Consider the following 22,493-nt stretch of genomic DNA (forward strand, 5'->3'; position numbering starts at 1 on the left):
CCTGAGCCGGATCTGAAACGGCTGCAATCGCATCTATTGGCATTAATCGCTTAAGACTACCTTCCAGGTAAGGCGTTTGTTGCTGTCAACGAGCCTCAGCAGGTATACTCCCCGCATCAGGTTTTGCACAGGCATACTGATCAGGTTTTCGCCTGCCACCAGATCATAAGTAGCCTCTAGTACGGGTTGGGCAGCAACGTTGGTGAGCTGTAGCGTAGCCTTGCCACCCGTAGCACTATAATAGCGTAGCTGTAGTTCACTGCGGGCCGGCACAGGAAAGACCACTGGCTGGGGCAGTGCGTTTAGCTCAATGGAGGCCAGGCGGGCACTCGAGGCGGGGTAGAGCCGGCTCTGGGGCACCAGCTGCTGGCCCTGGCCCCCATAGCTCCACTGCAACCGCGCCAGAGCCCCCACCCCACTCTCATAGTACTCCAGGCGGATGCTGTACTTCTGACCACCCACCAGGGCCAGCCCCCCACTCGTGTTGCTGGTGGGCGGGTGGTCGTTCCAGTTGTCGATCACCAGGACGTTGTTCACCCACAGCCGTACCCCATCGTCGGCTGTGGTGGTGAAGAAGTAGCTGCCCGTCACCGGGGCTTCGACCTGCCCACTCCAGCGGACCGAGAAGTTGTCGACGTTGACGCTGGGGGCGGGGGAGCCCAGGCCCCAGTCGAAGTCGATGGTGGGGTCGGTGCGGGTGAGCACACTGGGGGCCGTCAGGGTCTTGTTGTTGAAATAGCTGCCCAGCAAGCCCGTGCCCGTACCCACCGGCGGTGGCGTCACGATGACTGGGATTCGGAAGAAAGCAGACGCCGGAATGACCTGTTTACCGATACCGGGGCCACTGTAGCTGACGGTGAGCACCTGGCCGCCGCCACCTTCAAAATAAGGAATACTGATGGCGTGCCTGCCCGCTTTCAGCCCAATGGTGCCCGACCGTTCCTGTTCGGCATGCCCCCCGTCGTTATTCACCACCTGCGTACTGCCAATATAGAGTTTGCTGCCATCGTCGGAACTGGTATAGAAGGTATAGACCCCGTCGGTCGGTACGTTGATAAATCCGGTGAACCACAGGCCGAAGTTGTCTTCGCGGTGCTGAACAGCCAGGTTAGCCGCTGTGGTTGTAGCCGAATACACTGGCGTGAGACTATTGAAATCAGGTAGCTGACTCCAGTTACCCTCAAAATAACCATAGTCGAGTCCCGCTACGGTCGTGGCCGGATTTTCTGGATCGCGCAGGGTAACGGCCGGTGGCGGCGGTGGCGGGGTGTTTAGTCTGAAGAAAGCCGAAGCGGGAATCACCTGCTTGCCCACGCCCGGTCCGCTATAGCTTACGCTGAGGGCCTGACCGGCATACCACTCGAAGTAGGGGATAGTAATGGCGTGTTTACCGGCCTTCAATCCAATCGTACCGGCGCGTTCCTGCTCACCGTGCCCGCCGTCGTTATTTACCACTTCGGTCGTACCAATCAGCAGTTTGCTACCATCATCCGAATTCGTAAAAAACGTGTAGACACCGTCGGTAGGCACGTTGATAAACCCCGTAAACTGCAGGCCAAAGTTGTCTTCCCGGCGGGCCAGATTCAGGTCTGGTACCGCGGCCGTAGCCGACCGTATGGGCGTGAGCGCACCGAAGTTGGGGAGCACCGTCCAGTTACCTTCATAATAGCCATAGTCAAGTCCGCCCACCGTGTTAGCCGGGTTTTCCGGATCGCGCAGGGTAACCGTCGGCGGGGGTGGCGGTGGGGTGTTCAGTCTAAAAAACGATGCTGCCGGGATGACCTGCTTGCCCACGCCGGGACCGCTGTAACTCACGCTCAGGGCCTTGCCCCCGCCCCCCTGCTGGTAGGGAATGGTGATGGCGTGTTTGCCCGCCTTCAGACCGATCGTACCCGCACGCTCCTGCTCGGCATGGCCCCCGTCATTATCGACCACCGGCGTACTGCCGATGTAGAGCTTACTACCGTCGTCGGAATAGGTGTAGAAGGTGTATTGCCCGTCGGTGGGCACGTTGATGTAACCCGTAAACCGCAGGCCAAAATTATCTTCCCGGTTGCGCTGGCTCAGGTCGGGCTGCCCCGTCTGGCCCGACTTAACGGGGGTGAGGGCGTTGAAATCGGGGAGTTGGCTCCAGGCTCCTTCGTAATAACTATAGTCGAGTCCCGCTACGGCATTGGCCGGGTTCTCCGGGTCACGCAGCACCACCGGCGGTGGGGGCGGCGGGGTATTGGCGGTATACTTGAACAGTATTGCCGACGTGAACGGAGTCAGCGTAATCTGATCGGTATAGAGCGTGTTGTGGCCGTCGCGGTAGGTGCCACCCAGTAGAATGGTCTTATCGCTGTTGGTGTCGTTGTATTCCAGCCGGATAAAGTCATCGGGGTTCTGCGCCGTGCGGGTAGCTTCCTGCATGTTCACGTTGTCGAGCCAGACCGTTTGCCCGTCGTCGGAAATCTGAAAGATCACAACGGCATCTCCCTCGCTGGCGTTGGCCGAATAAGACAGTTCGTAATGCTGCCGGGTGCCGCTGACCAGTACGGTGGCGCGGCTGTCCAGTTCGCGATAAGACCCGTTTCGCTGCCGGAGAAACACCTCTACCCGCTTGTTATTGCCCGACGCCACGGCATCGAAGGTGAGCAGGTATCCCTGATTCTGATTGACGGACCCAATGCCTTTCGAAGCCAGCACGTAGGGATCGCTGGCCGAAAATCCCACGCGCAGGCTTCCGCCGTCGAGGCGGCCGGTATTATCCCAAACACCAATGGCGTGTGCATTTGGGCTCCAGGCGTCCCAGCCGTCGTTGGTGCTGCCAAAGGTATCGTTGAGCTTCACCACCCCAGTGGCAGTGGCCGAAAACGGCTTGTATGTCACCGGACTGGTGGTTGAATTGGGGTCTTTGCCATACCGGCCCTGCCATTCAGACAGGGACAGATCGGCCCCGGTAATGTATGAGCCGTTGTTGTACACCGCCCGCATATCGAACTTATCGTCGAAGGGCCGGGCATACACGTTATTATCGAACTGTCCGTAGCTGGTCAGGTCGTTGAGGTGCGACTCATATTTGGTAACCAGTTGACCCACCTGCTTGCTGACCAGGATATTGTTTTGCACCAGGTTGTCGCGTGGTGAGCACCCGCCGTTGCGGCTATTGAGGGCAAATTGGGCTTCCCCGTTGTTGTAGGACGTGTTTCCCATGAACTGCGCCCCGATAGATCCGTGCAGAAAAAAGCCCAGTCCGGGGCAGTTGAAGACCGTATTGTCCGACACCTCAACGGCCGTAGTACAGTCGTCGAGAAAGATGCCGTTGGCTCCCGAATAGGCCCCGCCGGGTGTTCCCTCCGGCGCACCAATGCCGTTGAAGACAATGTTATTCTGGATACGCACACCACTCATGCTGTCGCGGTTACCGTTCCAGATATAGAGTCCCCCACCGTCGCTTTTGGTGAGGCAGTAGTTCGACACCCGGTTGCGGCGCAGCACCGTGCCCGACGTGAAGTTGATGCCGTTGTAGCCAATCTGATCTACCACGTTATTGTCAATCGTGACGTCGCTGGTGTTGGCGGTGATGAAGCCAATGTAGGTCCCGTCGCCGCTTTTGCCCCGCCCCGGCAACAGTCCTACCCGTCGCAGCGTGTTACCCTGAAACGTAACATGCTGGTAGCCCGAGATGCTAACGCCGTTGTTGTTGATGCCATCGAAGAGGCCATTTTCGATCAGAATCGTATTGCCGCCACCCTGCATCACCACGCCATTTTCGCCCGCATTGATAACGTCTACGCCCGATAGCGTGATAGCTGATCCGTTGTCGATCATTACACCCGTGTTCAGCATCTGCGTGACAGCTACGTTGCGCACCGTGATGTTGCTCGTGTTCTGTACGCGAATACCTTCGGCAAAGGCCGTGGCCGTGATCACCTGCGTGTTCGGATCGCTTTCGCTATACAGCCGCAACGTTTTGTTGCCGGGGTTATAGTACCACTCGCCGGTCTGGTCGAGGGTGGCGGGGTGGTTTTGCACGAAGAACCCAAATCCGTCGGCAATGTTGTACGTGCTGCTGCTGTTGAGGGTCAGCGTATTGCCACTTTGCCCGGTAATGTAGGCCCGGTCCAGAATCCACTGGGTGCTGCGTATAACGGCTTCACCTCCTGTAAAGTCGCCGGGCAGGGCGTCGCGGCTGGTCAACTGCGCATTACCCATATGCGACTGAATGGTGATGTAGCCCCGGTTGGCAGCATTCAGGTTAGGATAGCGCCCCAGGGGCAGAGCCGTGCCATTGCTGTAGACGCCCGTTACCTGCCCACCCAGCACCGACGCGCTGGCCTGCCAGATATTGTTGCCCAGGCTGGTCCAGTTGCCAATGGGCAGTGACCCCGCCAGCACGGGTTTGCTGCCCGACCCGAAGGCATCGAACACCACAGGTTGTGCCGCACTGCCCGCCCGCGTGAGCAGCAACGTGCCCCGGAAGGTGTCGCCCCGCCGAAACAGGACCTGATCACCCGCTTGCAGGGGTAAGCTGTTGACCTTGCTAAGGGATTGAAAGGGTGCAGCGGCCGAAAGGCCGTTGTTGTTGTCGTTGCCCGAACTGGCAACATAGTAAGTCGTCTGTGCCGTTGCGCTGAGGGAGTTTCCCAACAGACCAATCAGCCCGAAGACACCAAACAATGTATGTGGATAGCGTAGTAACCGTTTTTTCATAGAGAGGCCGTTTTTCTAATAATTACAGATGAACAATACAGCACACATGATTATCGAACCGACAATCATGTATACTTCATCTGTAAACTTAATGGAATACGGCCGCTGATACGGCTGCAGTGATAACCTCATTCCGGTCTATTTACTATGCGGTGGCTGCGTCTCCATCTGGTTTATGACTACCGGTGACGGCTACTTTTTGAGTACCCATGACTTCCGTTCGACAGGCGCTTTCTGAAGGGCATTATACAGTTCTCTGTCGTCGTTGAAAACCAGTTGAGGCACGGCATAGTGCTCTAAGCTGACCGAAAATTCCCCTGGCTCGTAGGGCCAGGGGTCTACGCCCACGGTGTTGTCGGGGCGTTGAAAAACGAAGTAAGACTCACCTTCGGGCCCTTTGCTGATCTCCAACCGGCGACCTTCGGGGGGCACCTGATTCATGCACAGGATGAGTGAGAAAGCATCGCACCACTGCACAAAATCATAGGCGTAGGTAGCCTCGGCTTTGGTTACGCCATATTGCCGCCGCCACGATTGCTGATTCCCTTTTTGCTGATCCAGAAACTCGTCCAGCGCCGCATCGGTACCCCGTTTTTCTTCGTACAAAAACGTGCTGTGCATCGACACCATCAGCGCGTTCCAGCGGCTTTTTTGCAGGGCGATGCTGATCATATTGCGGGCCTGCTCAACGGAAAATTCGAGTTCCTGAAAATTGAGCGGTGCCCCCAGTTCGGTGAGGTGATTGCGCCCTTCGTAGGGGTCCTGCCCGTCGTCGTGTTCGGTGAGCGCAATGAGCGTTTCGGGCCAGTACAGGGGTCTTTTAGCGGTTTTCCAGCCTTGCCCCAACTGAAATGCAAGTAGTCCATGCGCCGGTTGGTGAATAATCTCCCAACCAGTATCGGCGAGTTTAACAATCATAGAGGAGGGCGCTTATAGTCTAAGGGTTAACATTGGCTGAGGCACAGTATCATCCCGACAAGAGGAGGGATCTAGCTTCCTGCTGCATAATTCATTTGTAGGAAGCCAGATCCCTCCTCTCGTCGGGATGATACTGTGCCTCAGACGGGGTCGCCCAGATGGTAGACCTTAGGCTATAAACCTTACATCAGTTGGTAACCTTCACGTTTTCTCCCTCCTTGTAGGTGCTACCGGTCACGATAGAGCGGGCCATTTCGAAGAAACGGACCATGCGGCTGTCGTTGGAATCCCAGTATTCGGCCATGTCGGTATGCACTTTCAGCAGCGTCAGTTCCGGGTCGTCTTTACCCTTCGGGAACCACGGCTTGGCCATATCCGACCAGAGTTCGTCGATTTTGGCGCGGTCATCAAGCTCCTGAGCCGTACCTGAAATAGAGACAAAGTCGGAGTCGCCGGCGTCGGCAAAGCTGAGGTTAACCTTATTATCGTGCTGCTCGACCTGCCCTACTTTGGGCGACGATTTTTTGGTAAAGAACCAGAGCGTACCGTCGGCGTCCATCTGCATGCAGGCCATTGGACGGCTAACCAGGTTGCCCTGCTCGTCGGTAGTTGTCATCATCGCAATGCGGATGTCTTCTACCATATCTTTCACTTTTTCCAGTTGGGGGTTGTGTTGTGTCTGCGTTTCCATGACGTATTGTTTGCTAGAGATGTAAACAACGGGGAACCGACGGATGGTTTAAAAATCTATTTCCGCCACTTAGTCAATTCGGCCTACGCACACTCATATAACCTTGCCGTTCAGCGGGTTAGCTGGCTAATATTGCAGCCTATACCATCTGTTCACACCTGCATCATGGAACTGTTCACTACCTGGTCTGACTGGCTGCTGGCCAGGGTCAGCCGCTTTCGCGTCGCGTTGCTGGCAACAACCGTTTCGTTGGCCTGCATCTACAATTACATTTTGCTAAAGTGCATGCAGGGCGAGAGCTTGCATAACCTGGCTCACCTGTTTGCGGCTGGCGATCCGGAAACGGTTCAACAGGTTGCTGACGGAACACCGCTCAGGGCAGCGTTGTGGCTACAGGTAACAGAACTCGGCTTCGACACGCTCCTGATTCCGTTGTACGCGCTGTCGTTGCTGGTTTATGCAGACGATTTCACCCCTAAGCGAGCGACCACCACGCACCAGCGCTGGTACCTGTGGGTCTTGAACCAGGTAGCTCACTGGTTGCCCCCAATCATTGGACTAAGTGCCCTCGCCGATGTGGCAGAGAATAGTTGCCTGACGTATTGGGTCAGCAAACAGACGATGCCCGTCACGCAGCCGGTTATGTATCTGATCAGGGCTGTTAAGCTCGACTTTATCTACCTGGTGGCTGGTTACATTACCCTGCGGTTTCTGATGTCGGCACTGGTTATCCAGTTCGTCGCCGACATATCCCGTAACCTATGGTATGTGTTCAAGGCCATTACCCTGAATAAATACATCCGCTGTGGGGTTGCCATGCTCCGCACGGTATGGCCCGTCTGTATCGTCCTGATCATTACGTACCTTTTTCTGAACGTGATGGATCAGGCCCGCGACCTGCTCTATTCGCTCATCAACGACCTGATCTATTCAATCTGCGTCTTTGCCTGCCTGCTGCTCTATGCCATTGTGGTCTGGTACTCGACCCGCATCATTTTCATTCTTCGGGATCAGCGGCATTTGATCGAGCAGGTTAGCGATGCAGACCCCGATGCGGATGAACTGACTGCGATGCTCACCGCTAAAAAAGACGAAAGCACCAACTGGATGCATAGTCTGCCGGCTCACCGGATCATTGACTCGCACACGCTACGGGCGTTTACCCGCTGGACTCCCGTTATGTTGGGCATGGTGCCGTTTTTTGCCTTCATGGCGGCCCTAAGCCAGCTAGAGCAGACTATGCTTCATCAGCTGGCCCTGGTTGTTGAGATACTGGTGTATGTTGGCATTGCCTACCAGGTAAAAAACTACGTAGAAGGCCTCGACGCCGACGATTGCAATATTCATCCGCACCCGGTTCGTGATCTGTTACCCATACACCGGAGCATGCTGGGCAAGGCGCTGATTGGTGGCATTGCCCTGGTTGTCCTGGCTTCACTTGGCTGGACCAACCTGTTTCTCAGCCGATTTTTGGGACCAATAGCCATTGTGTTTCTGGCCTTGACGATGTGGGCGCTCATTGCCAGTTTTTTCACCTACCTCGACTATCGCTACAAAGCACCCTTCACGCTGATCTGCCTGCTGATTATGATGTTTATGAACAACAACAACCATCAGATACGCACCATCAGCAACGACAAAACCAGCTACTTTTCAAAAGATGCCACCACGCACAGCATCCCGGCTTATTTCAATACCTGGCTGGATCAATTACTGGCCGACAGGAAAAGGGAGAAGGCAAACTACGGCGATGAGCCTATCCCCGTTTATCTGATCTCGACGGAGGGGGGCGGCATCCGGTCGGCATACTGGACAGCAACGGCACTCCAACAACTGGATAGTGCACGGCCCAATTTTTTCAGGCATGTGTTTGCCATCAGCGGCGTTTCGGGCGGCAGCGTGGGGGCCACAGTCTTTACTGCTCAGTACCGCGATAAATTGCTGGCCAGGCAAAAAAACGACGCTACCACGTTTTCATTTGACCTCGATAAATTCTTCGCGCGGGATTACCTCTCACCACTGGTAACGGCCATGCTCATTCCCGACATGCTTCAGAAGTTTTCACCGGTAGCCATCAACAGTGTCGACCGGGCGCAGTATCTGGAAGACGGCTGGGCCGACGCCTACGAAGACGTGCAGCAGGTCAGCGCGCCATCTCCGCGCCAGGGTCAGGTCGTTGTTGGAGCGTCCCGAACTATGGACAGTTCCTTCATTAGCCTGTGGGCCAACCCCGCTACGCGCTACCGAATACCCGTGCTGTTTCTGAACGCCACACAGGCCGAAACGGGCCGCAAAGGGCTATTGACGCCACTGGTTATTCAAAACGATACCCATTTCGACAACGTCATTGATATTCAGGAGGATGTCTATCGGCATATTGCCCTGAAGACAGCTGCTTCCATCAGCGCCCGCTTTCCGCTTGTGACGCCACCGGCCACCATCCGGGTGGTAAATGAACCGGCCGTCGATGCTTCTAATTTCGTTGACGGGGGCTATCTGGATAATTCAGGAACAACCACGCTGATGTCTATTCTCAGCAGCATCACGAGCAACGATTCGCTCGTGGCCAAGATGGTCGCCAACAAAGTGGTCTTCCGGATTATTTCAATGAACAATTCGGTGGAAACAGCCCCAAATCAACAGGTGAAAAGCCTGACCGGGCTATATGAAGTGAAAGCACCGCTGCTGGCTTTTTTTGGCTCGTGGGATAACAGCAGCGATTATCGCCGTTATGCCGTGAAAGAGTATGCCCGTGGTTTTCGCTTCTACGGCTGTCCCAAAGATTCGACCAACAGAAAACTGATCAGCGAGCAACTAAACAGCATCAACTTAAATCGACGAGTGGGCGTAATTCCGCTGGGCTGGGACTTATCTAAACAGGCTGAGGCCCGCATTCAGGAACAGGCCAGAAAGCTTTATCTGGCCTTTCAGCAACCCGGCCCCTACACCGACATGCTGGCGGGATTGCCTGCGCGTAACAAAAGCCTGATCCTGCGCGACTCCACGCGCGCCTATACCAGCATAGTTAAAAAGTGACAGTATATACAAACAAAAAACCGCGTCGGCCGAAGCTGGACGCGGTTTTTTGTCTATGGGCGACGGTGTATCTAGTTATACAGCGCGTCGCGGAGATCAATGCCGTAGAACAGCGACGTTGGCGTGTTCTTGGGCGCCTTGTCAATATCCATATGGGGAGCCATATTCAGAATGGTGATGCAACTCATGATAGTCTGCTGACACATGGCATACACCTGCTGGGCTTTCTCGTGATTGAACTCTCTGGCTTCGCTGGCACATTTTTCACACACTTCAATGCAGGCCTCAGCCAATAAGCGGGTATTTTCTGAGCCGCGCACGTACAGCATAGCCACTTGCCGACAGAGGTCTGCACAGTCGAGGTTCAGGAAAATAAACCGATACCAGTTTTCGATATCAACAGACCGCGAGGACTCAGTGGCCGTTTCGTCGCAAAGGGCAGCGCAGCTTGTCAGGGTGTCGTATACAGCTTTGTTCCAGATCATTGGGTTAGTGTGTTTGGGCGTGAGTGAATTAGTGTTGGGGAAAAACAAAAGCAGGCCGTGCAACTGGCTCACGCTGAGTAGTACGTGCCCAAACACGGGCTTCAGCAATGCTTTGTTCAATTACCTGCTGGCGGTCGCTCTCACCACCCAACAGCAGTGTATTGGCAATTTCGATGGCCTTGGCTCTTGTGCTGGGACTAAGTGAGCGCATGGCCGCCGGAAAATGAGTAGGAGTCCAGTTCATAGGTGTGGTTGTTGCTTTTACCCTGTTCAAACACTACGCTAGAATAATTATGCCAACTCCGGAAACTAAACGAGTAAGCTACTTTTTAATTCGATCAACCTATTCATTTTCAACAATTTATCATCCTAATAATTCTATTACGCAATGTTGGTGGAATGGCCTGCCGATCAGGGCTGTAGCGTTTTTTCTACAGATTACTCAACATAAATATCCCCGACTGTGGAAGGTCGGGGATATGGTCAAAATTGGGATGTATGCTAGCTGCTTATGCTGGCACTAGCCGTTGGTGCCGCCCGCCGGATTTATTTCTTATCCAGAGCATCTACCCGGTCATCCACACCGTCTTTCACGGTTTCGATGGCCTTCTTGGTTTTGTCCCAACTGGCCGCGGTTACCTGGTCAAGTTCTTTCAGCAGACCCGTGAGGGTAGCCCGTTCTTTCTTTAAGGTGGCAACACCCGTAGTGAGCTTCGTTTTGGCTTCGCCAGCGGCGGTTTTCATGTCACGCTCAAACGAGGCTGTTTTCTCGTCGATGTCTTCAAGCTCCCGGTTTATCTCCTTTCGCATGTCGTCGCGGTCTTTGTCCCAGGCCTTTTTAAAGTCTTTCCGGGCCGAGTCAAGATCCGCCTGTTTGTCCATCACCTCTTCTTTGGTGTCGCCATCGCGTTCGGCTTCGGCTACTTCCTGTTTCGCCTCGGCCACGTCATCGGCCTTGTTTTTTGTCTTCGATTCACAGCCAGACAGGGTAATGCCCAGCGCTAAGGCCATCATAGCGGCCATGTAGGTCAGCTTTTTCATAACGTTATGAGTTAGTACGTTGGCAGATTGAGCCAGTATATGTTGACCGCCAAACCCGCCTTTCCTACTAACTTTGGCTACGGACAAAGGTTCTGCATCATGAGCCACTGACCACCCAGACAAGACAACACTATCCATTCAGATGTACATCGATAAAATAGAAATTACGAATATCGGTGCCATTAAACATTTCGAAATGACGTTCAGCCAACATGCTGGTTGGCACGTATTAATCGGTGATAATGGTGCGGGAAAATCGTCCTTTATAAGGGCCGTATCAATTCGCCTAGTAGGTGATGAAGTAGGAGCGTTAAGAGTTGATTGGACAAACTTTGCAGGAAACGAATCTGGCTCATCTGAAGTCGAAGTAACATTAAATGACAATCTACCAACTTTAAAAATAGGTATTGCAAAATATGGTCTTTGGACTTTTTACAACGACGAGCATGGAGTAGCTCAACTATTTGAGGAGCAGTCGTATAGAGATACTCCAACTGCTTTATTTGAAAAAGGGGATGAGCGCCTATTACGATATTATACAGCGGCTTTTGGTCCTTTTCGTCGATTTGCAGGGGGAAGCACGGGGTGGGAAAATGTGTATAAATCATATCCTAAAGCCGGTGCGCACCTAAGTGCCTTTGGAGAAGATGTTGCTTTAACAGAGGCTCTTACCTTCATTCGTGAACTATATATTCAAAAAATAGACAATAAGTCTGACGGGAGAGAATTAGCAGGTATTCAGCAGTTTGTCAACGAATCTAATTTGCTTCAACCGGGAGTAATAATAGAGAAAATTGATTCAACCGGTATTTTCTTTTGTGATGCCAATGGAAACACAGTTCCAGCTACTCAGTTAAGTGATGGTTACAGATCAATACTTAGCCTAACGTTTGAAATGTTCCGTGAAATGGTTCGTCTTTTTGGTGCAGAGAAAGTGTTCGCAAATATTGAAAAAGGCAAAATGATAATTGACATTGAAGGTGTCGTATTAATTGACGAAGCCGACGCGCATTTGCATCCTACCTGGCAAACGCGGATCGGACAATGGTTTGTAGAGCATTTTCCGAATATTCAATTTATCGTCACTACCCACAGCCCGCTAATCTGTCGGGGTGCAGAAAAGCGAGGCTCCATCTGGCGGTTGGCCGCACCGGGCAGTGATGAACAATCTGGCGAGATCACAGGAACACAGCGTGACCGGCTTATTTATGGTAACGTGCTGGAGGCTTATGGTACTGAAGCCTTTGGCGAAGACGTCAGTCAGTCGCAGGAGGGCGTGAAAATGGGGGAGCGATTAGCCTACTTGAACATGCGCTCGTTTCAGGGTCTAATCACAGCCGAAGAAGAGGCCGAATTAGACAAGTTGAAAGCTAAACTGCCCACTGCCGGATGATTCGACTTACGGTACCAACGCTACAACCCGGCACAATCGACTTACTCAAGCAATACCAGCAGGAGCTAACTGCGGTGGGCGATTATACAGCTCAGGTTAGGTCGGTAGAGGCTAAATTTAACAAATACAACACGCGAACAAATGCAGCTTTCAGCGAGGTAAGAGCGCGGCTCGTAGATATGTGTTGCGGAGCTATTCGCTGTCATTATTGCGAAGACAGCGAGGGCGATTCAGTAGAACACCATGCGCCCAAAAGCTTGTATCCCAACTTGTGTTTCGATTGGGACAATTTTTTATATGCATGCACGTCCTGTAATCGACCAAAGCGCACTCAATACGCTGTTTTTGATGCGATTACGTCGGCGGTTATTCATGTGCCAGGCCACCCCCGCAAGTCGGATGGCGAGCAATTGGCTCCGCCACCTGCCGGTGTTCCTGTACTATTAAACCCTCGCATTGATAACCCACTCGACTATCTATTTCTGGATATTCAGGGGCGGTTTGAGTTCTCCATTTTTGTCCAGCCAGGTACGTCCGCTTATGAACGTGCTGAATACACGCGCAACACACTCAGGCTCAATAGACCAGCCTTATATCAGGCGCGGGAGGCAGCTTACACGTCATTCAGAACAGCACTAGAAAATTATGTTTCGTTGAAAAACGCTAATGGTCCACAACATCAACTTGTAAAAATTCAACAGGTCATTCAACGAGCACATCACCAGACTGTCTGGCAGGAAATGAAACGGCAGCATAACAAGATACCTGAACTAGCTACATTATTTGCTCAGGCCCCTGAAGCACTTGGCTGGTAAGTTCATAATTGATGCCATCGCTCAAAGCGATGGCATCACTCCTACAGCGCCCCTCGTCCCTTTGCTCCCTCCCTCCCTCTTTTTTCGTACCTTTGCAGTCTGATTCTTAGAAAAGTACCAAATGAACAGAGAGCAGGAAATAGCCCGTCGGCGTACGTTTGCCATTATCAGCCACCCCGACGCCGGCAAAACCACACTGACCGAAAAACTGCTGCTCTTCGGCGGGGCCATTCAAACCGCCGGGGCCGTAAAATCCAATAAAATCAAGAAGTCGGCCACCTCCGATTTTATGGAAATAGAAAAGCAACGGGGCATTTCTGTGGCCACGTCGGTGATGACCTTTGACTACGACGGCAAGAAGATAAACATCCTCGACACGCCCGGCCACAAAGATTTTGCCGAAGACACGTACCGTACCCTCACCGCCGTTGACTCCGTTATCCTGGTGATCGACTGCGTAAAGGGCGTGGAAGAACAGACCGAACGGCTCATGGAAGTGTGCCGCATGCGCGATACGCCGGTCATCATTTTTGTGAATAAAATGGACCGCGAGGGCCGCAATCCGTTCGACCTCCTGGATGAGCTGGAAGAGAAGCTGAACATCCGCGTTCGGCCCCTGACGTGGCCCGTCAACATGGGGTCCGACTTCAAAGGCGTGTATAGCCTCTACGAGAAAAAGTTATATTTCTTCCGCGTCAACAAAACGAAGGTGGAAGACGACGTGCTGCCCATTGACATCGACACGCCCGTGCTCGACGAGAAAGTCGGCGCGCGGGACGCGGCGCAACTCCGTGAAGATGTAGAACTGATTGAGGGGGTGTATGATCCGTTTGACGTAGAAGCCTACCGTGCCGGGCAAATTGCGCCGGTGTTCTTTGGGTCGGCGGTAAACAACTTTGGCGTGAAGGAACTGCTCGACGGTTTCTGCCAGGTATCACCCGAACCCATTGCCCGCCCTACCGACAAACGCATTGTGGAGCCAGAGGAAAACAAGTTCAGTGGCTTTGTTTTCAAAATCCACGCCAACCTCGACCCCCGTCACCGCGACCGCATTGCGTTTCTGCGCGTATGTTCGGGCTTGTTTGAGCGGGGTAAGTTCTATCACCACACCCGCCTCGATAAAGACGTGCGCTTCTCCAGCCCCTTCAGCTTCATGGCCGACGCCAAAGCCGTGGTCGAAGAAGGCTTTCCCGGCGATGTAATTGGCCTTTATGACACCGGTACGTTTAAAATTGGCGACACGCTGACCGAGGGCGAAGACTTCCAGTACCAGGGCATTCCGAGTTTTTCGCCAGAACTGTTTAAGGAGTTGATTAACCTTGACCCTATGAAATCCAAGCAGTTGGAGAAAGGTATTCAGCAGCTAACCGACGAGGGCGTGGCTCAGTTGTTTACCCTGGCGCTCGGCAACCGGAAAATTGTGGGTACGGTGGGCGAACTGCAATTTGAGGTAATCCAGTACCGCCTCGAACACGAATACGGAGCCAAGTGCCGGTGGGTGCCCATGAATACCAGCCGCGCCTGCTGGATCACGTCCGACGACAAGGCCAAGCTGAATGAGTTTATTCGCCTGAAGGGTAACCAGATTGGCTACGACAAAGACCAGAATCCGGTTTTCCTGGCCGAATCAGACTGGATGTTGCGCATGAACCAGGACAACAACCCGGACATTACGTTTCATAAAACGTCGGAGTTCAAGACCGAGATGGTGTAGCTGATTGTGTGAAAATGTGGTTAAAAAGTTGGCCACTCACGCAATTTTCAGCGCCATTGTCCACCTCTAATCGTTGGTAGTGGTAGAACTAAAACAAATTCTACAATCATGAAAAAGTTAATGCTGTTCGCTGCCCTTCTCTTTATTGGTACATCTGCTTCATTTGCTCAGGATGACGTTGCTAAAATGGCTAAGAAAGAAGCTAAGCAGATGAAGAAAGATGCCCGCCATATGAAGCACGAGGCTGGCAAGATGGACGATCCAGCGGCTAAGAAAGAAGCCAAAATGGAAAAGAAAGAAGCCAAACAAATGAAGAAAGAAGCTAAAGAAATGAAGAACTAAGGTTCTGATCATTAGCTAATTAATAGGAAGGAGACGCCAGCGATGGTGTCTCCTTTTTTTGTTTAGGTCCTTTACGACCGAAGTTCAACCCACACCGCCCCGTGGTCAGAATGGACCGCTTCGGGGTGGTGGCCAGCCGCCAGCAGGCGGGAGCGCAGGGATTCTGACAACGAGATGTAATCAATCCGCCAGCCTTTGTTGTTGGCACGTGCCCCGGCGCGGTAGCTCCACCAACTGTACTCTACCGCATCGGGGTGGGTAGCGCGGAAGGCATCAATAAAGCCAGCGGCAAACCAACGATCCATCCAGGCCCGCTCTTCGGGCAAAAATCCGGTGGTGTATTTGTTGCGTACCGGGTCATGGATGTCTAGCTCGGTATGGGCAATGTTATAGTCGCCCACCACGATCAGGTTGGGTCGCTCCTGCCGCAGGTTCTGCACGTAATCGTAAAAGTCGGCCAGGAACCCCATCTTCACCCCCTGCCGCAATTCACCCGTAGTGCCCGACGGGAAGTAACAGTTCAGCACAGTGACGTCGCCGAAATCGGTGCGCAAAATCCGGCCTTCGCAATCGTAATGAGCTAACCCACAACCCAATACGGCATGATCGGCGGGAATTTTGGAGAACGTGGCCACGCCCGAATACCCTTTCTTCTCGGCGGCATGCCAGTGGTAGCTATAGCCCAGGGCTTCAAACGGTGCCAGGTCGACCACGTCGTGGGTAGCCTTCACTTCCTGGAGACAAAGCACGTCGACGGGTTGCTCGCGGAGCCAGTCGATCAGGCCGTTTTTGATGGCCGCCCGAATACCATTGACGTTGTAGGTGAGTAGTCGCATAGGCCGGCAAAGATCGAATCTTAAACGCGATTCAACGATTTTTGGGTCGTAAACCGTTACTCATTCAACGGCCCTGTCACGGCTGTTGCTACTTAACTCCTATGCGCTTATCCATTTACTCCACCCTGGTCTTCCCCCTCCTACTCCTCACTGCCTGCGCTGCGCCAAAATCGTTGACCGCCGAACTGACGCCCCGCAGCCTCCGGGCCAATAACCTCGAAGAAACCATCAGCCGCCGCGACGAAGTCATGCTGGCCTATTCTTTGGTGAGCTATGACAACCATAATAAGGCCATTGGGGTCACTAACGGTGGCTGGGGCGTAGAATCCATAAAAAAAGGACAGTCAGCCAATTTGGGACAGCCCATTCCGGTGCAGTTGCCCATGCCACGCGGAGGCAAAATTGTGGCCTCGGTGGTGCTGGTGGAAGTAGACGACTATAAAGCAGCAAGCACGTTGATCGGTCAGATTCAAAAAATAAACAACATGGTGGCGGTGCCAGCGGGCATCCTGCTCACGGCAACGGAAGTGCTTACGCCCCTCAAATACGTATCGGCAGGGCTGGCAGCGGCGGGGCTGGGCCTGCAATTCGCCAATCAGCTTGACGATGACGACGTACTGGGACAAAGCAGCGTAACCATCAGTGAAGCCGACTGGCGCAAATCCAGAAAGTCCTTCATGCACGTTCCGGCCCGCTTTACGGGGCAGCATCTACGCGATTCGTTCGACTATGAACTGACCTACGATGTGGCGTTAAAAACCCTTAAAATGGGGCCTTCTGGCCAATAATGACTACCTTTGATGGTTCACCCACCGGAATTTAAACGCCTGTCGGACTGTTTGTTTTGTAGCGATATGCGCCCGCAAATACCCACTCATACCTCCTTGATTTCTCCTCAAAAAGCAGTCTTTTTTGGCCCGAAGCTGGCTGCCGTTGCCCTCTGCGTAACCTTGTTTTCGGGTTGCAAGACCTCGGCACCCGTTGCTGTCACGGCCCCGCCGCCACCCGTTGCCAAACCGGTGGTGCTCACGCTGGGCCAGAACCGGACCATTACCAGCGACGAATTTTTCGATTCGTTTACCAAAAATCAACTCTCGTCCGACACCACCCAGCGTACAGACCTGCGCGGGTACCTGGAGTTGTATACCAACCTGAAACTGAAAGTACTGGCGGCTGAGCAGGCCGGGCGTGATACGACCGAGGCGTTTCGGGAAGAAATGGCCACCTACCGCAAGCAGTTGGCCCAGCCCTACCTGACCGACAAGTCGCAGGTAGAGCAACTTGCCACCGAAGCTTACCAGCGGATGCAGCAGGAGGTCAACGCGTCGCATATTCTCATTGGTGTGGCCGAAGAAGCCCTTCCCGCCGATACCCTGAAGGCTTACCAACTAGCTGTCGATTTACGCAATCGTCTTCTGAAAGGGGAAGCATTCAACACCTTGGCCGACCAGTTTTCGGCCGATCCCACGGCCCGCCAGAACGGCGGTAATCTGGGCTGGTTCACTGCCTTCCAGATGGTGTACCCCGTCGAAACGGCGGCCTACACCACGCCCGTGGGCACCATATCCACGCCCGTTCGGTCGAAGTTTGGGTATCATCTGGTGCGGGTGAATGAACGGCGGGCGTCGCGTGGAAAAGTGCAGGTGGCGCATATCCTGGTGCGGGTGTCGCCCTCATCTACCCCCAACGCCCCCATTGAGGCTAAGGCCAAAATTGACGAAGCGTACGCGAAGCTGAAAGCAGGCGAATCGTTCGATGCCGTTTGCCGTGCCTATTCCGACGATGTGCAGAGCAAGAACGCGGGCGGAAAACTGCCGCCTTTTGCCACGGGACAGGTGGTACCTGCGCTGGAGGCCGCTGCTTTTGCCCTGCCGTCTCCCGGTAGCCTTAGCGCACCTATTCAAACCAACTACGGCTGGCATATTCTGAAACTGATCGAGCGCAAGCCCATGGAATCGTTTGCCGAACTAGCCCCCGCGCTTCGGCAAAAGGTAGTAACCGATACCCGTGCCGAGGTGCTCCGGCAAGCTACGCTGCATCGCCTCAGCCGCGACTACCCCATCACCGAATACGCCGCCGTGAAACAGGCCGTTTTCGCCACTGCCGATTCGTCGCTGTTACAGGGTAAATGGAAACCGGCTATCACAGGAGCCGCCAGCCAGCCGCTGTTTACCATTGACGGGAAAACAGTACCCATCAGCGCGTTCCTGACCTATGCCCGGCAAAAGCAGGCACCCCACCGCGAGGGTGCCCCCGCCGTGGCTCCGAGTGCCGTACTGGAAAAACTATACACCCGCTTTGTAGGCGACCAGTTGCTGGCGACGGAAGAAGCTAACCTGGAGCGGAAATACCCTGAGTTCAGAAATTTGCTGGCCGAAGTCCGCGATGGGGTGTTGCTGTCGCAGGTGATGGAAGAGCAGGTTTGGGAACGGTCAATGACCGATTCGGTGGGGCAGAAAGCGTATTATGAAGCCCACCGGGCCAACTATAACTACCCCGAACGCGTGGCTGCTACAGTGGCCGTGGCACAGAACAAAGCCCTGCTTGATCAGCTTCAAACCCGCCTGGCAGGTAACACGCCCTACGCCCTGCGCCGGTCGGCCCCGGAGTTGCGCTATGAAAAAAACCAGGCCATCCTGAGTACAGCCGCCCGCGATCAGCTGTTCGACGTGCTGGTGGCGATGGTGAAAAACCCGGCTTACGTACTGGAGGTAACTGGTTCGCGGGAGGCAACCGAGGCGGATAGTGTCTCGGCCAATCGTATCCGAAACGTGGTTAAATACCTGACCACCAACGGTATATCTTTATCGAGAATCACCGAAAAAGACCTGCGTGCCTTCCGTCCGGCGTCGGCTCCCGCTTCGGCAGGGGCAGCACAGTTGGCCCGGCGCGTTACGTTCACCTATGCGTCAACAGACAAGATGGACCTGGCGCGGGTTATCAGCGGCACAGCCACCGATGCCCTTACGCTGACGGAAGGACTGTTTGCCAAAGGGCAGAACCCGTATGTCGACGCTGTGTCGTGGCAGGTGGGTACCCAAACAAAAACCGTGGGCAACCGCGTGGCGCAGGTGCAGATCAGCCGCATCGAACCCGCCCGGCCCAAGACGTTTACTGAAGCACGGGGAGCCGTGATTAATGATTATCAGGCCCAGTTAGAAAAGCAGTTGTTAGCCACCCTGCGGGAGAAGTATCCCGTTCAGGTGAATGAGAATGAATTAAAACGGCTGGTGAAATAAAGCCCGCCGGTCAACAACAAGATATAAGACAGACCATGAATCTAGTACAAACCATATCGCTCGGCCTGCTTGGCACCACCCTCGCGCTGGCGCACGGCCTGTCTGGCCCTGCAAAGCCCGGCTCGGCCGTGTTTGTGAGAAAACCCGCCCAGGTCGATACGTCGGCAGAGGGTGTGCTGCTCAACAAGATCATCGCCAAAGTGGATAACTACTATGTGCTGAAATCGGACCTCGACGAATCGATGCAGCAGTATGCGGGTAGTGGTCAGAAGGCCCCGAAAGACTGCCAGTTGCTGGAAAGCCTGGTGATCAGCAAGATGATGCTCGCCAAAGCAGAAATTGACTCGATTGTAGTGCCCGAAAAAGACATCGACGGCCAGCTCGACAGCCGGATGTCCTACATGGTGCAGCAGTATGGCTCGGAGAAAAACATTGTCGAGCAGTTTGGCAAGAGCCTGGAGATGCTGAAAAGTGAGGTACGTTCGCAGGTGAAGGACCAGCTTGTGACGCGTGAGATGCAGCGCAAGATCACCGAAAAAACGAAGGTGACGCCCCGCGACGTGCTCAAGTTTTATAACAGCATCCCGCGCGACAGCCTGCCCTACATGCCTGCTGAGGTTGAAATTGCGCAGATCGTACGTTTCGCCAAAGTGACCAGGGCGCAGAAAGAAACATTGCGGCAGCGGCTCATCACCCTCCGCGACAGCATTGCAAAGGGCGCTGATTTTGCGGCTGTGGCCAAAGCCAATTCCGAAGATGTTGGTTCGGCACCAAACGGGGGTGACCTGGGCTACGCTAAGCGCGGCATGATGGTGGCACCTTTTGAAGGAGCCGCCCTGAAGCTAAAACCCGGCGAAATGTCAGACATTGTAGAGTCTGATTTTGGTTTCCACCTGATTCAGTTGATCGAAACGCGCGGTGCCGAATACCATGCCCGCCATATCCTGCTCCGCCCCGAATATGCCCGCCTCGACGTAACCGACGCTACGCATTTCCTGGACAGCCTGCGCAACCTGATTGTGATTGACAGCCTGAAGTTTGAAAAAGCGGCCAAACTGTATTCTGAAGATAAAGCCACTGCCGATGCCGGTGGCCTGCTCCGCGACCCGCAGTCGGGCAGCAGCCGACTGGCCATGGATGGGACAATGGATTATGCCCTCTTCTCAACGCTGGACACGATGACGGTCGGGAAAATGACGCCAGTGTTACCGTATCGTTCCGACGATGGCAAAACCGGAGTACGGATTTTGTACTACCGCACCAAAGTGGACCCCCACACGGCCGACTATAAGCTCGACTTTGAAAAGCTGCAGAACATTGTCCTGCAAAACAAAAAGAACCGGGCCATCGATGAGTGGTTCCGCAAATCGGTCAGCGACGTGTATATTACCGTCGAGCCTGAATACAGCGGCTGCAAAATTTTTGGCACTACCCAGGCGGGCGGGGCGCAAGCGTCAAACTGAGTTCAACGTTTAAAGTCCAACGTTCAATGTTGCCAACGGTATCAGGTACCCCAACAACATTAACGCACAGCTTAACCTCGTAGCGGCGTTTGGACTTTAAACGTTGAACATTAAACTTCAAACTCTAAACCCTTTTCCTAGTGCCTTACTCATCGGATGTAGCTGCGGCGGAAGCCCTGAAAGAGTCGTACGAAAAATTACGGGCCGAAATTGGCAAGGTCATCATTGGTCAGGACGAAACGGTCCGGCTGCTGCTGACGGCCATTTTCTGTCAGGGACACTGCCTGCTCGTGGGCGTACCTGGCCTGGCCAAAACGCTGTTGATTCAAACCATTGCGGGCGCGCTGGACCTTGATTTTAACCGTATTCAGTTCACGCCTGACCTGATGCCTTCCGACATTCTGGGATCGGAAACGCTGGATCAGTCGCGGAATTTTAAGTTTATCAAAGGCCCCATTTTCGCCAATATCATCCTGGCCGATGAGATCAACCGGACGCCGCCCAAAACACAGTCGGCACTCCTAGAAGCCATGCAGGAATATAAGGTGACCATTGCCGGCGAAAACTACAGCCTGGGTCGCCCGTTTTTTGTACTGGCTACGCAGAACCCCATTGAACAGGAAGGTACCTACCCCCTGCCCGAAGCCCAACTAGACCGATTCATGTTCAATATCTGGCTCGACTACCCCTCGTTTGAGTCGGAACTGGCTATCGTGAAAAGCACCACCTCCGACGAGAAGTATCAGGTAAAGCAGGTTATTTCCGGCGAGCAGATTCTGGAGTTTCAGCACCTGGTACGGCGTGTTCCCGTGGCCGATAACGTAATCGATTACGCCGTGCGACTGGTGCATAAAACGCGCCCCAACACCACGATGGCCGCTAACGAGACGAATCAGTATATTGAGTGGGGCGCTGGCCCGCGGGCCTCGCAGGCGCTGATTCTGGCCGCCAAATGCAATGCTCTCCTCAACGGCAAATACTCGCCGGATATTGAAGACGTTCGCGCCGTGGCCCTGCCCATTCTCCGTCACCGCATGGTGCGCAACTTCAAAGCCGAAGCCGAAGGTATCACGGTCGAGACGCTCGTGAAGAAATTGATGTAATCATCATCCTACATAAACAAGCGTGAAGCGTGCTTTGCAAGGGTGTATACCGTATGCAAAGCACGCTTCACGCTTGTTTATGTAGGATTATTTCTTTTCCAGCGCCTCAACCTGCGGCCATAAGTCCAGATCAATGGCGGCCAGTTCAAAACCGACTTCGGCGAGATCGTCCTTATGCCTGATAAGCACCCATTTAGGTGCTTTGTCGCCGGTGAGTGCAGCCAGTGGTTCGGCATAGCGACGGGCAAATAAGGCGGGCATATGCACCTGATCGGCGTAGCGGGTGGCTACCATCCCCTTGTCGGTTTCTGTTTGCGTAACCACCAGTTGCTGAAGTAACGCTGCCGAAACATAGGGCTGGTCGCAGGGCATGATAATAAACTTGTCAATGCGCGGTTCCATTAGAAACAACCCCGCCAGTCCAATCTTCACCGACGAGGCAATGCCATCTGTATGAGTTGGGTTGTCGATCAGCGTCACGGCCAGCCCGTCGAGTTCGGGGGCTACCAGGTCGCGGCGGTCACCAAGCACCACCACCACCGGCCCGCCCAGGTTAGCTGCCAGGGCCACCTCCGCCGCATGACGTACGAGCGACGTGCCATTGATACTCAGCAATTGCTTGCTAATGCCACCAAACCGTTTCGACGAGCCCGCCGCAAGAACTATAATACCTGTGAGCAAAATGAGTGTACTGTTTAAAGTCTAAAGCAACCACAAGGAAG

Annotated in this window: 17 protein-coding genes; 9 read left to right on the forward strand and 8 right to left on the reverse strand. The window is 53.9% G+C overall.

Going from position 1 to position 22,493, the window contains the following annotated elements:
- Positions 1–42: 42 nt before the first annotated feature.
- The 3 genes from J2I47_RS24270 to J2I47_RS24280 form a co-directional block, all read right to left on the reverse strand.
- Complete coding sequence (locus J2I47_RS24270; protein WP_207367213.1) at positions 43–4,695, reverse strand: PA14 domain-containing protein; 4,653 nt, start codon at positions 4,693–4,695, stop codon at positions 43–45.
- 192 nt (positions 4,696–4,887) lie between these two features.
- Entirely contained in the window at positions 4,888–5,613 is a 726-nt protein-coding gene (locus J2I47_RS24275) for a DUF3891 family protein (protein ID WP_207367214.1), read from the reverse strand.
- A gap of 187 nt (positions 5,614–5,800) precedes the next feature.
- Positions 5,801–6,304, reverse strand: coding sequence for a pyridoxamine 5'-phosphate oxidase family protein (locus J2I47_RS24280; RefSeq protein ID WP_207367215.1), 504 nt, complete (start codon positions 6,302–6,304; stop codon positions 5,801–5,803).
- Between the two features lie 165 nt (positions 6,305–6,469).
- Here J2I47_RS24280 and J2I47_RS24285 point away from each other — a divergent pair, with 165 nt between their 5' ends.
- Complete coding sequence (locus tag J2I47_RS24285) at positions 6,470–9,340, forward strand: patatin-like phospholipase family protein (protein WP_207367216.1); 2,871 nt, start codon at positions 6,470–6,472, stop codon at positions 9,338–9,340.
- A gap of 71 nt (positions 9,341–9,411) precedes the next feature.
- On the opposite strand, the gene J2I47_RS24290 is transcribed toward J2I47_RS24285, so the two are convergent.
- The 3 genes from J2I47_RS24290 to J2I47_RS24300 all read right to left on the reverse strand — a co-directional run bounded on the left by J2I47_RS24290 (position 9,412) and on the right by J2I47_RS24300 (position 10,866).
- On the reverse strand, positions 9,412–9,825 hold the full coding sequence (locus J2I47_RS24290; protein WP_207367217.1) for a four-helix bundle copper-binding protein: 414 nt from the start codon (positions 9,823–9,825) through the stop codon (positions 9,412–9,414).
- Between the two features lie 28 nt (positions 9,826–9,853).
- Positions 9,854–10,069: a DUF2188 domain-containing protein gene (locus J2I47_RS24295; protein ID WP_207367218.1), complete on the reverse strand. Its 216-nt coding sequence runs from the start codon at positions 10,067–10,069 to the stop codon at positions 9,854–9,856.
- 302 nt (positions 10,070–10,371) lie between these two features.
- Complete coding sequence (locus tag J2I47_RS24300) at positions 10,372–10,866, reverse strand: hypothetical protein (protein WP_207367219.1); 495 nt, start codon at positions 10,864–10,866, stop codon at positions 10,372–10,374.
- 142 nt (positions 10,867–11,008) lie between these two features.
- Here J2I47_RS24300 and J2I47_RS24305 point away from each other — a divergent pair, with 142 nt between their 5' ends.
- The 4 genes from J2I47_RS24305 to J2I47_RS24320 all read left to right on the forward strand — a co-directional run bounded on the left by J2I47_RS24305 (position 11,009) and on the right by J2I47_RS24320 (position 15,130).
- Positions 11,009–12,259, forward strand: a complete 1,251-nt coding sequence (locus J2I47_RS24305) for an AAA family ATPase (RefSeq protein WP_207367220.1) — start codon at positions 11,009–11,011, stop codon at positions 12,257–12,259.
- The gene (locus J2I47_RS24310) at positions 12,256–13,074 is read left to right on the forward strand and encodes an HNH endonuclease family protein (protein WP_207367221.1); all 819 of its coding nucleotides are present in this window, start codon (positions 12,256–12,258) and stop codon (positions 13,072–13,074) included. Before J2I47_RS24305 ends, J2I47_RS24310 begins: the two co-directional genes overlap by 4 nt.
- Positions 13,075–13,195: 121 nt before the next feature.
- Entirely contained in the window at positions 13,196–14,788 is a 1,593-nt protein-coding gene (locus J2I47_RS24315) for a peptide chain release factor 3 (protein ID WP_207367222.1), read from the forward strand.
- Positions 14,789–14,896: 108 nt separating this feature from the next.
- Complete coding sequence (locus tag J2I47_RS24320; protein WP_207367223.1) at positions 14,897–15,130, forward strand: hypothetical protein; 234 nt, start codon at positions 14,897–14,899, stop codon at positions 15,128–15,130.
- 71 nt (positions 15,131–15,201) lie between these two features.
- On the opposite strand, the gene J2I47_RS24325 is transcribed toward J2I47_RS24320, so the two are convergent.
- On the reverse strand, positions 15,202–15,966 hold the full coding sequence (locus tag J2I47_RS24325; RefSeq protein ID WP_207367224.1) for an exodeoxyribonuclease III: 765 nt from the start codon (positions 15,964–15,966) through the stop codon (positions 15,202–15,204).
- 101 nt (positions 15,967–16,067) lie between these two features.
- Here J2I47_RS24325 and J2I47_RS24330 point away from each other — a divergent pair, with 101 nt between their 5' ends.
- The 4 genes from J2I47_RS24330 to J2I47_RS24345 all read left to right on the forward strand — a co-directional run bounded on the left by J2I47_RS24330 (position 16,068) and on the right by J2I47_RS24345 (position 21,771).
- Entirely contained in the window at positions 16,068–16,754 is a 687-nt protein-coding gene (locus J2I47_RS24330; RefSeq protein WP_207367225.1) for a hypothetical protein, read from the forward strand.
- A gap of 96 nt (positions 16,755–16,850) precedes the next feature.
- Positions 16,851–19,205: a peptidylprolyl isomerase gene (locus J2I47_RS24335; RefSeq protein WP_229374920.1), complete on the forward strand. Its 2,355-nt coding sequence runs from the start codon at positions 16,851–16,853 to the stop codon at positions 19,203–19,205.
- A gap of 35 nt (positions 19,206–19,240) precedes the next feature.
- Positions 19,241–20,668, forward strand: coding sequence for a peptidylprolyl isomerase (locus J2I47_RS24340; RefSeq protein ID WP_207367227.1), 1,428 nt, complete (start codon positions 19,241–19,243; stop codon positions 20,666–20,668).
- 140 nt (positions 20,669–20,808) lie between these two features.
- Complete coding sequence (locus J2I47_RS24345; protein ID WP_207367228.1) at positions 20,809–21,771, forward strand: AAA family ATPase; 963 nt, start codon at positions 20,809–20,811, stop codon at positions 21,769–21,771.
- Between the two features lie 87 nt (positions 21,772–21,858).
- Here J2I47_RS24345 and J2I47_RS24350 read toward each other — a convergent pair whose 3' ends face one another.
- Positions 21,859–22,452: a nucleotidyltransferase family protein gene (locus J2I47_RS24350; protein WP_207367229.1), complete on the reverse strand. Its 594-nt coding sequence runs from the start codon at positions 22,450–22,452 to the stop codon at positions 21,859–21,861.
- Between the last annotated feature and the right edge of the window lie 41 nt (positions 22,453–22,493).

Source organism: Fibrella rubiginis, from assembly GCF_017353185.1.
GTDB lineage: Bacteria > Bacteroidota > Bacteroidia > Cytophagales > Spirosomataceae > Fibrella > Fibrella rubiginis.

What these genes read in the sequence shown, in the direction of transcription:
- J2I47_RS24275 (WP_207367214.1), bottom strand. Translation starts at nt 5,613, where the DNA reads ATGATTGTTAAACTCGCCGATACTGGTTGGGAGATTATTCACCAACCG.
- J2I47_RS24320 (WP_207367223.1), top strand. Translation starts at nt 14,897, where the DNA reads ATGAAAAAGTTAATGCTGTTCGCTGCCCTTCTCTTTATTGGTACATCT.
- J2I47_RS24270 (WP_207367213.1), bottom strand. Translation starts at nt 4,695, where the DNA reads ATGAAAAAACGGTTACTACGCTATCCACATACATTGTTTGGTGTCTTC.
- J2I47_RS24285 (WP_207367216.1), top strand. Translation starts at nt 6,470, where the DNA reads ATGGAACTGTTCACTACCTGGTCTGACTGGCTGCTGGCCAGGGTCAGC.
- J2I47_RS24315 (WP_207367222.1), top strand. Translation starts at nt 13,196, where the DNA reads ATGAACAGAGAGCAGGAAATAGCCCGTCGGCGTACGTTTGCCATTATC.
- J2I47_RS24325 (WP_207367224.1), bottom strand. Translation starts at nt 15,966, where the DNA reads ATGCGACTACTCACCTACAACGTCAATGGTATTCGGGCGGCCATCAAA.
- J2I47_RS24330 (WP_207367225.1), top strand. Translation starts at nt 16,068, where the DNA reads ATGCGCTTATCCATTTACTCCACCCTGGTCTTCCCCCTCCTACTCCTC.
- J2I47_RS24340 (WP_207367227.1), top strand. Translation starts at nt 19,241, where the DNA reads ATGAATCTAGTACAAACCATATCGCTCGGCCTGCTTGGCACCACCCTC.
- J2I47_RS24300 (WP_207367219.1), bottom strand. Translation starts at nt 10,866, where the DNA reads ATGAAAAAGCTGACCTACATGGCCGCTATGATGGCCTTAGCGCTGGGC.
- J2I47_RS24280 (WP_207367215.1), bottom strand. Translation starts at nt 6,304, where the DNA reads ATGGAAACGCAGACACAACACAACCCCCAACTGGAAAAAGTGAAAGAT.
- J2I47_RS24305 (WP_207367220.1), top strand. Translation starts at nt 11,009, where the DNA reads ATGTACATCGATAAAATAGAAATTACGAATATCGGTGCCATTAAACAT.
- J2I47_RS24290 (WP_207367217.1), bottom strand. Translation starts at nt 9,825, where the DNA reads ATGATCTGGAACAAAGCTGTATACGACACCCTGACAAGCTGCGCTGCC.
- J2I47_RS24295 (WP_207367218.1), bottom strand. Translation starts at nt 10,069, where the DNA reads ATGAACTGGACTCCTACTCATTTTCCGGCGGCCATGCGCTCACTTAGT.
- J2I47_RS24310 (WP_207367221.1), top strand. Translation starts at nt 12,256, where the DNA reads ATGATTCGACTTACGGTACCAACGCTACAACCCGGCACAATCGACTTA.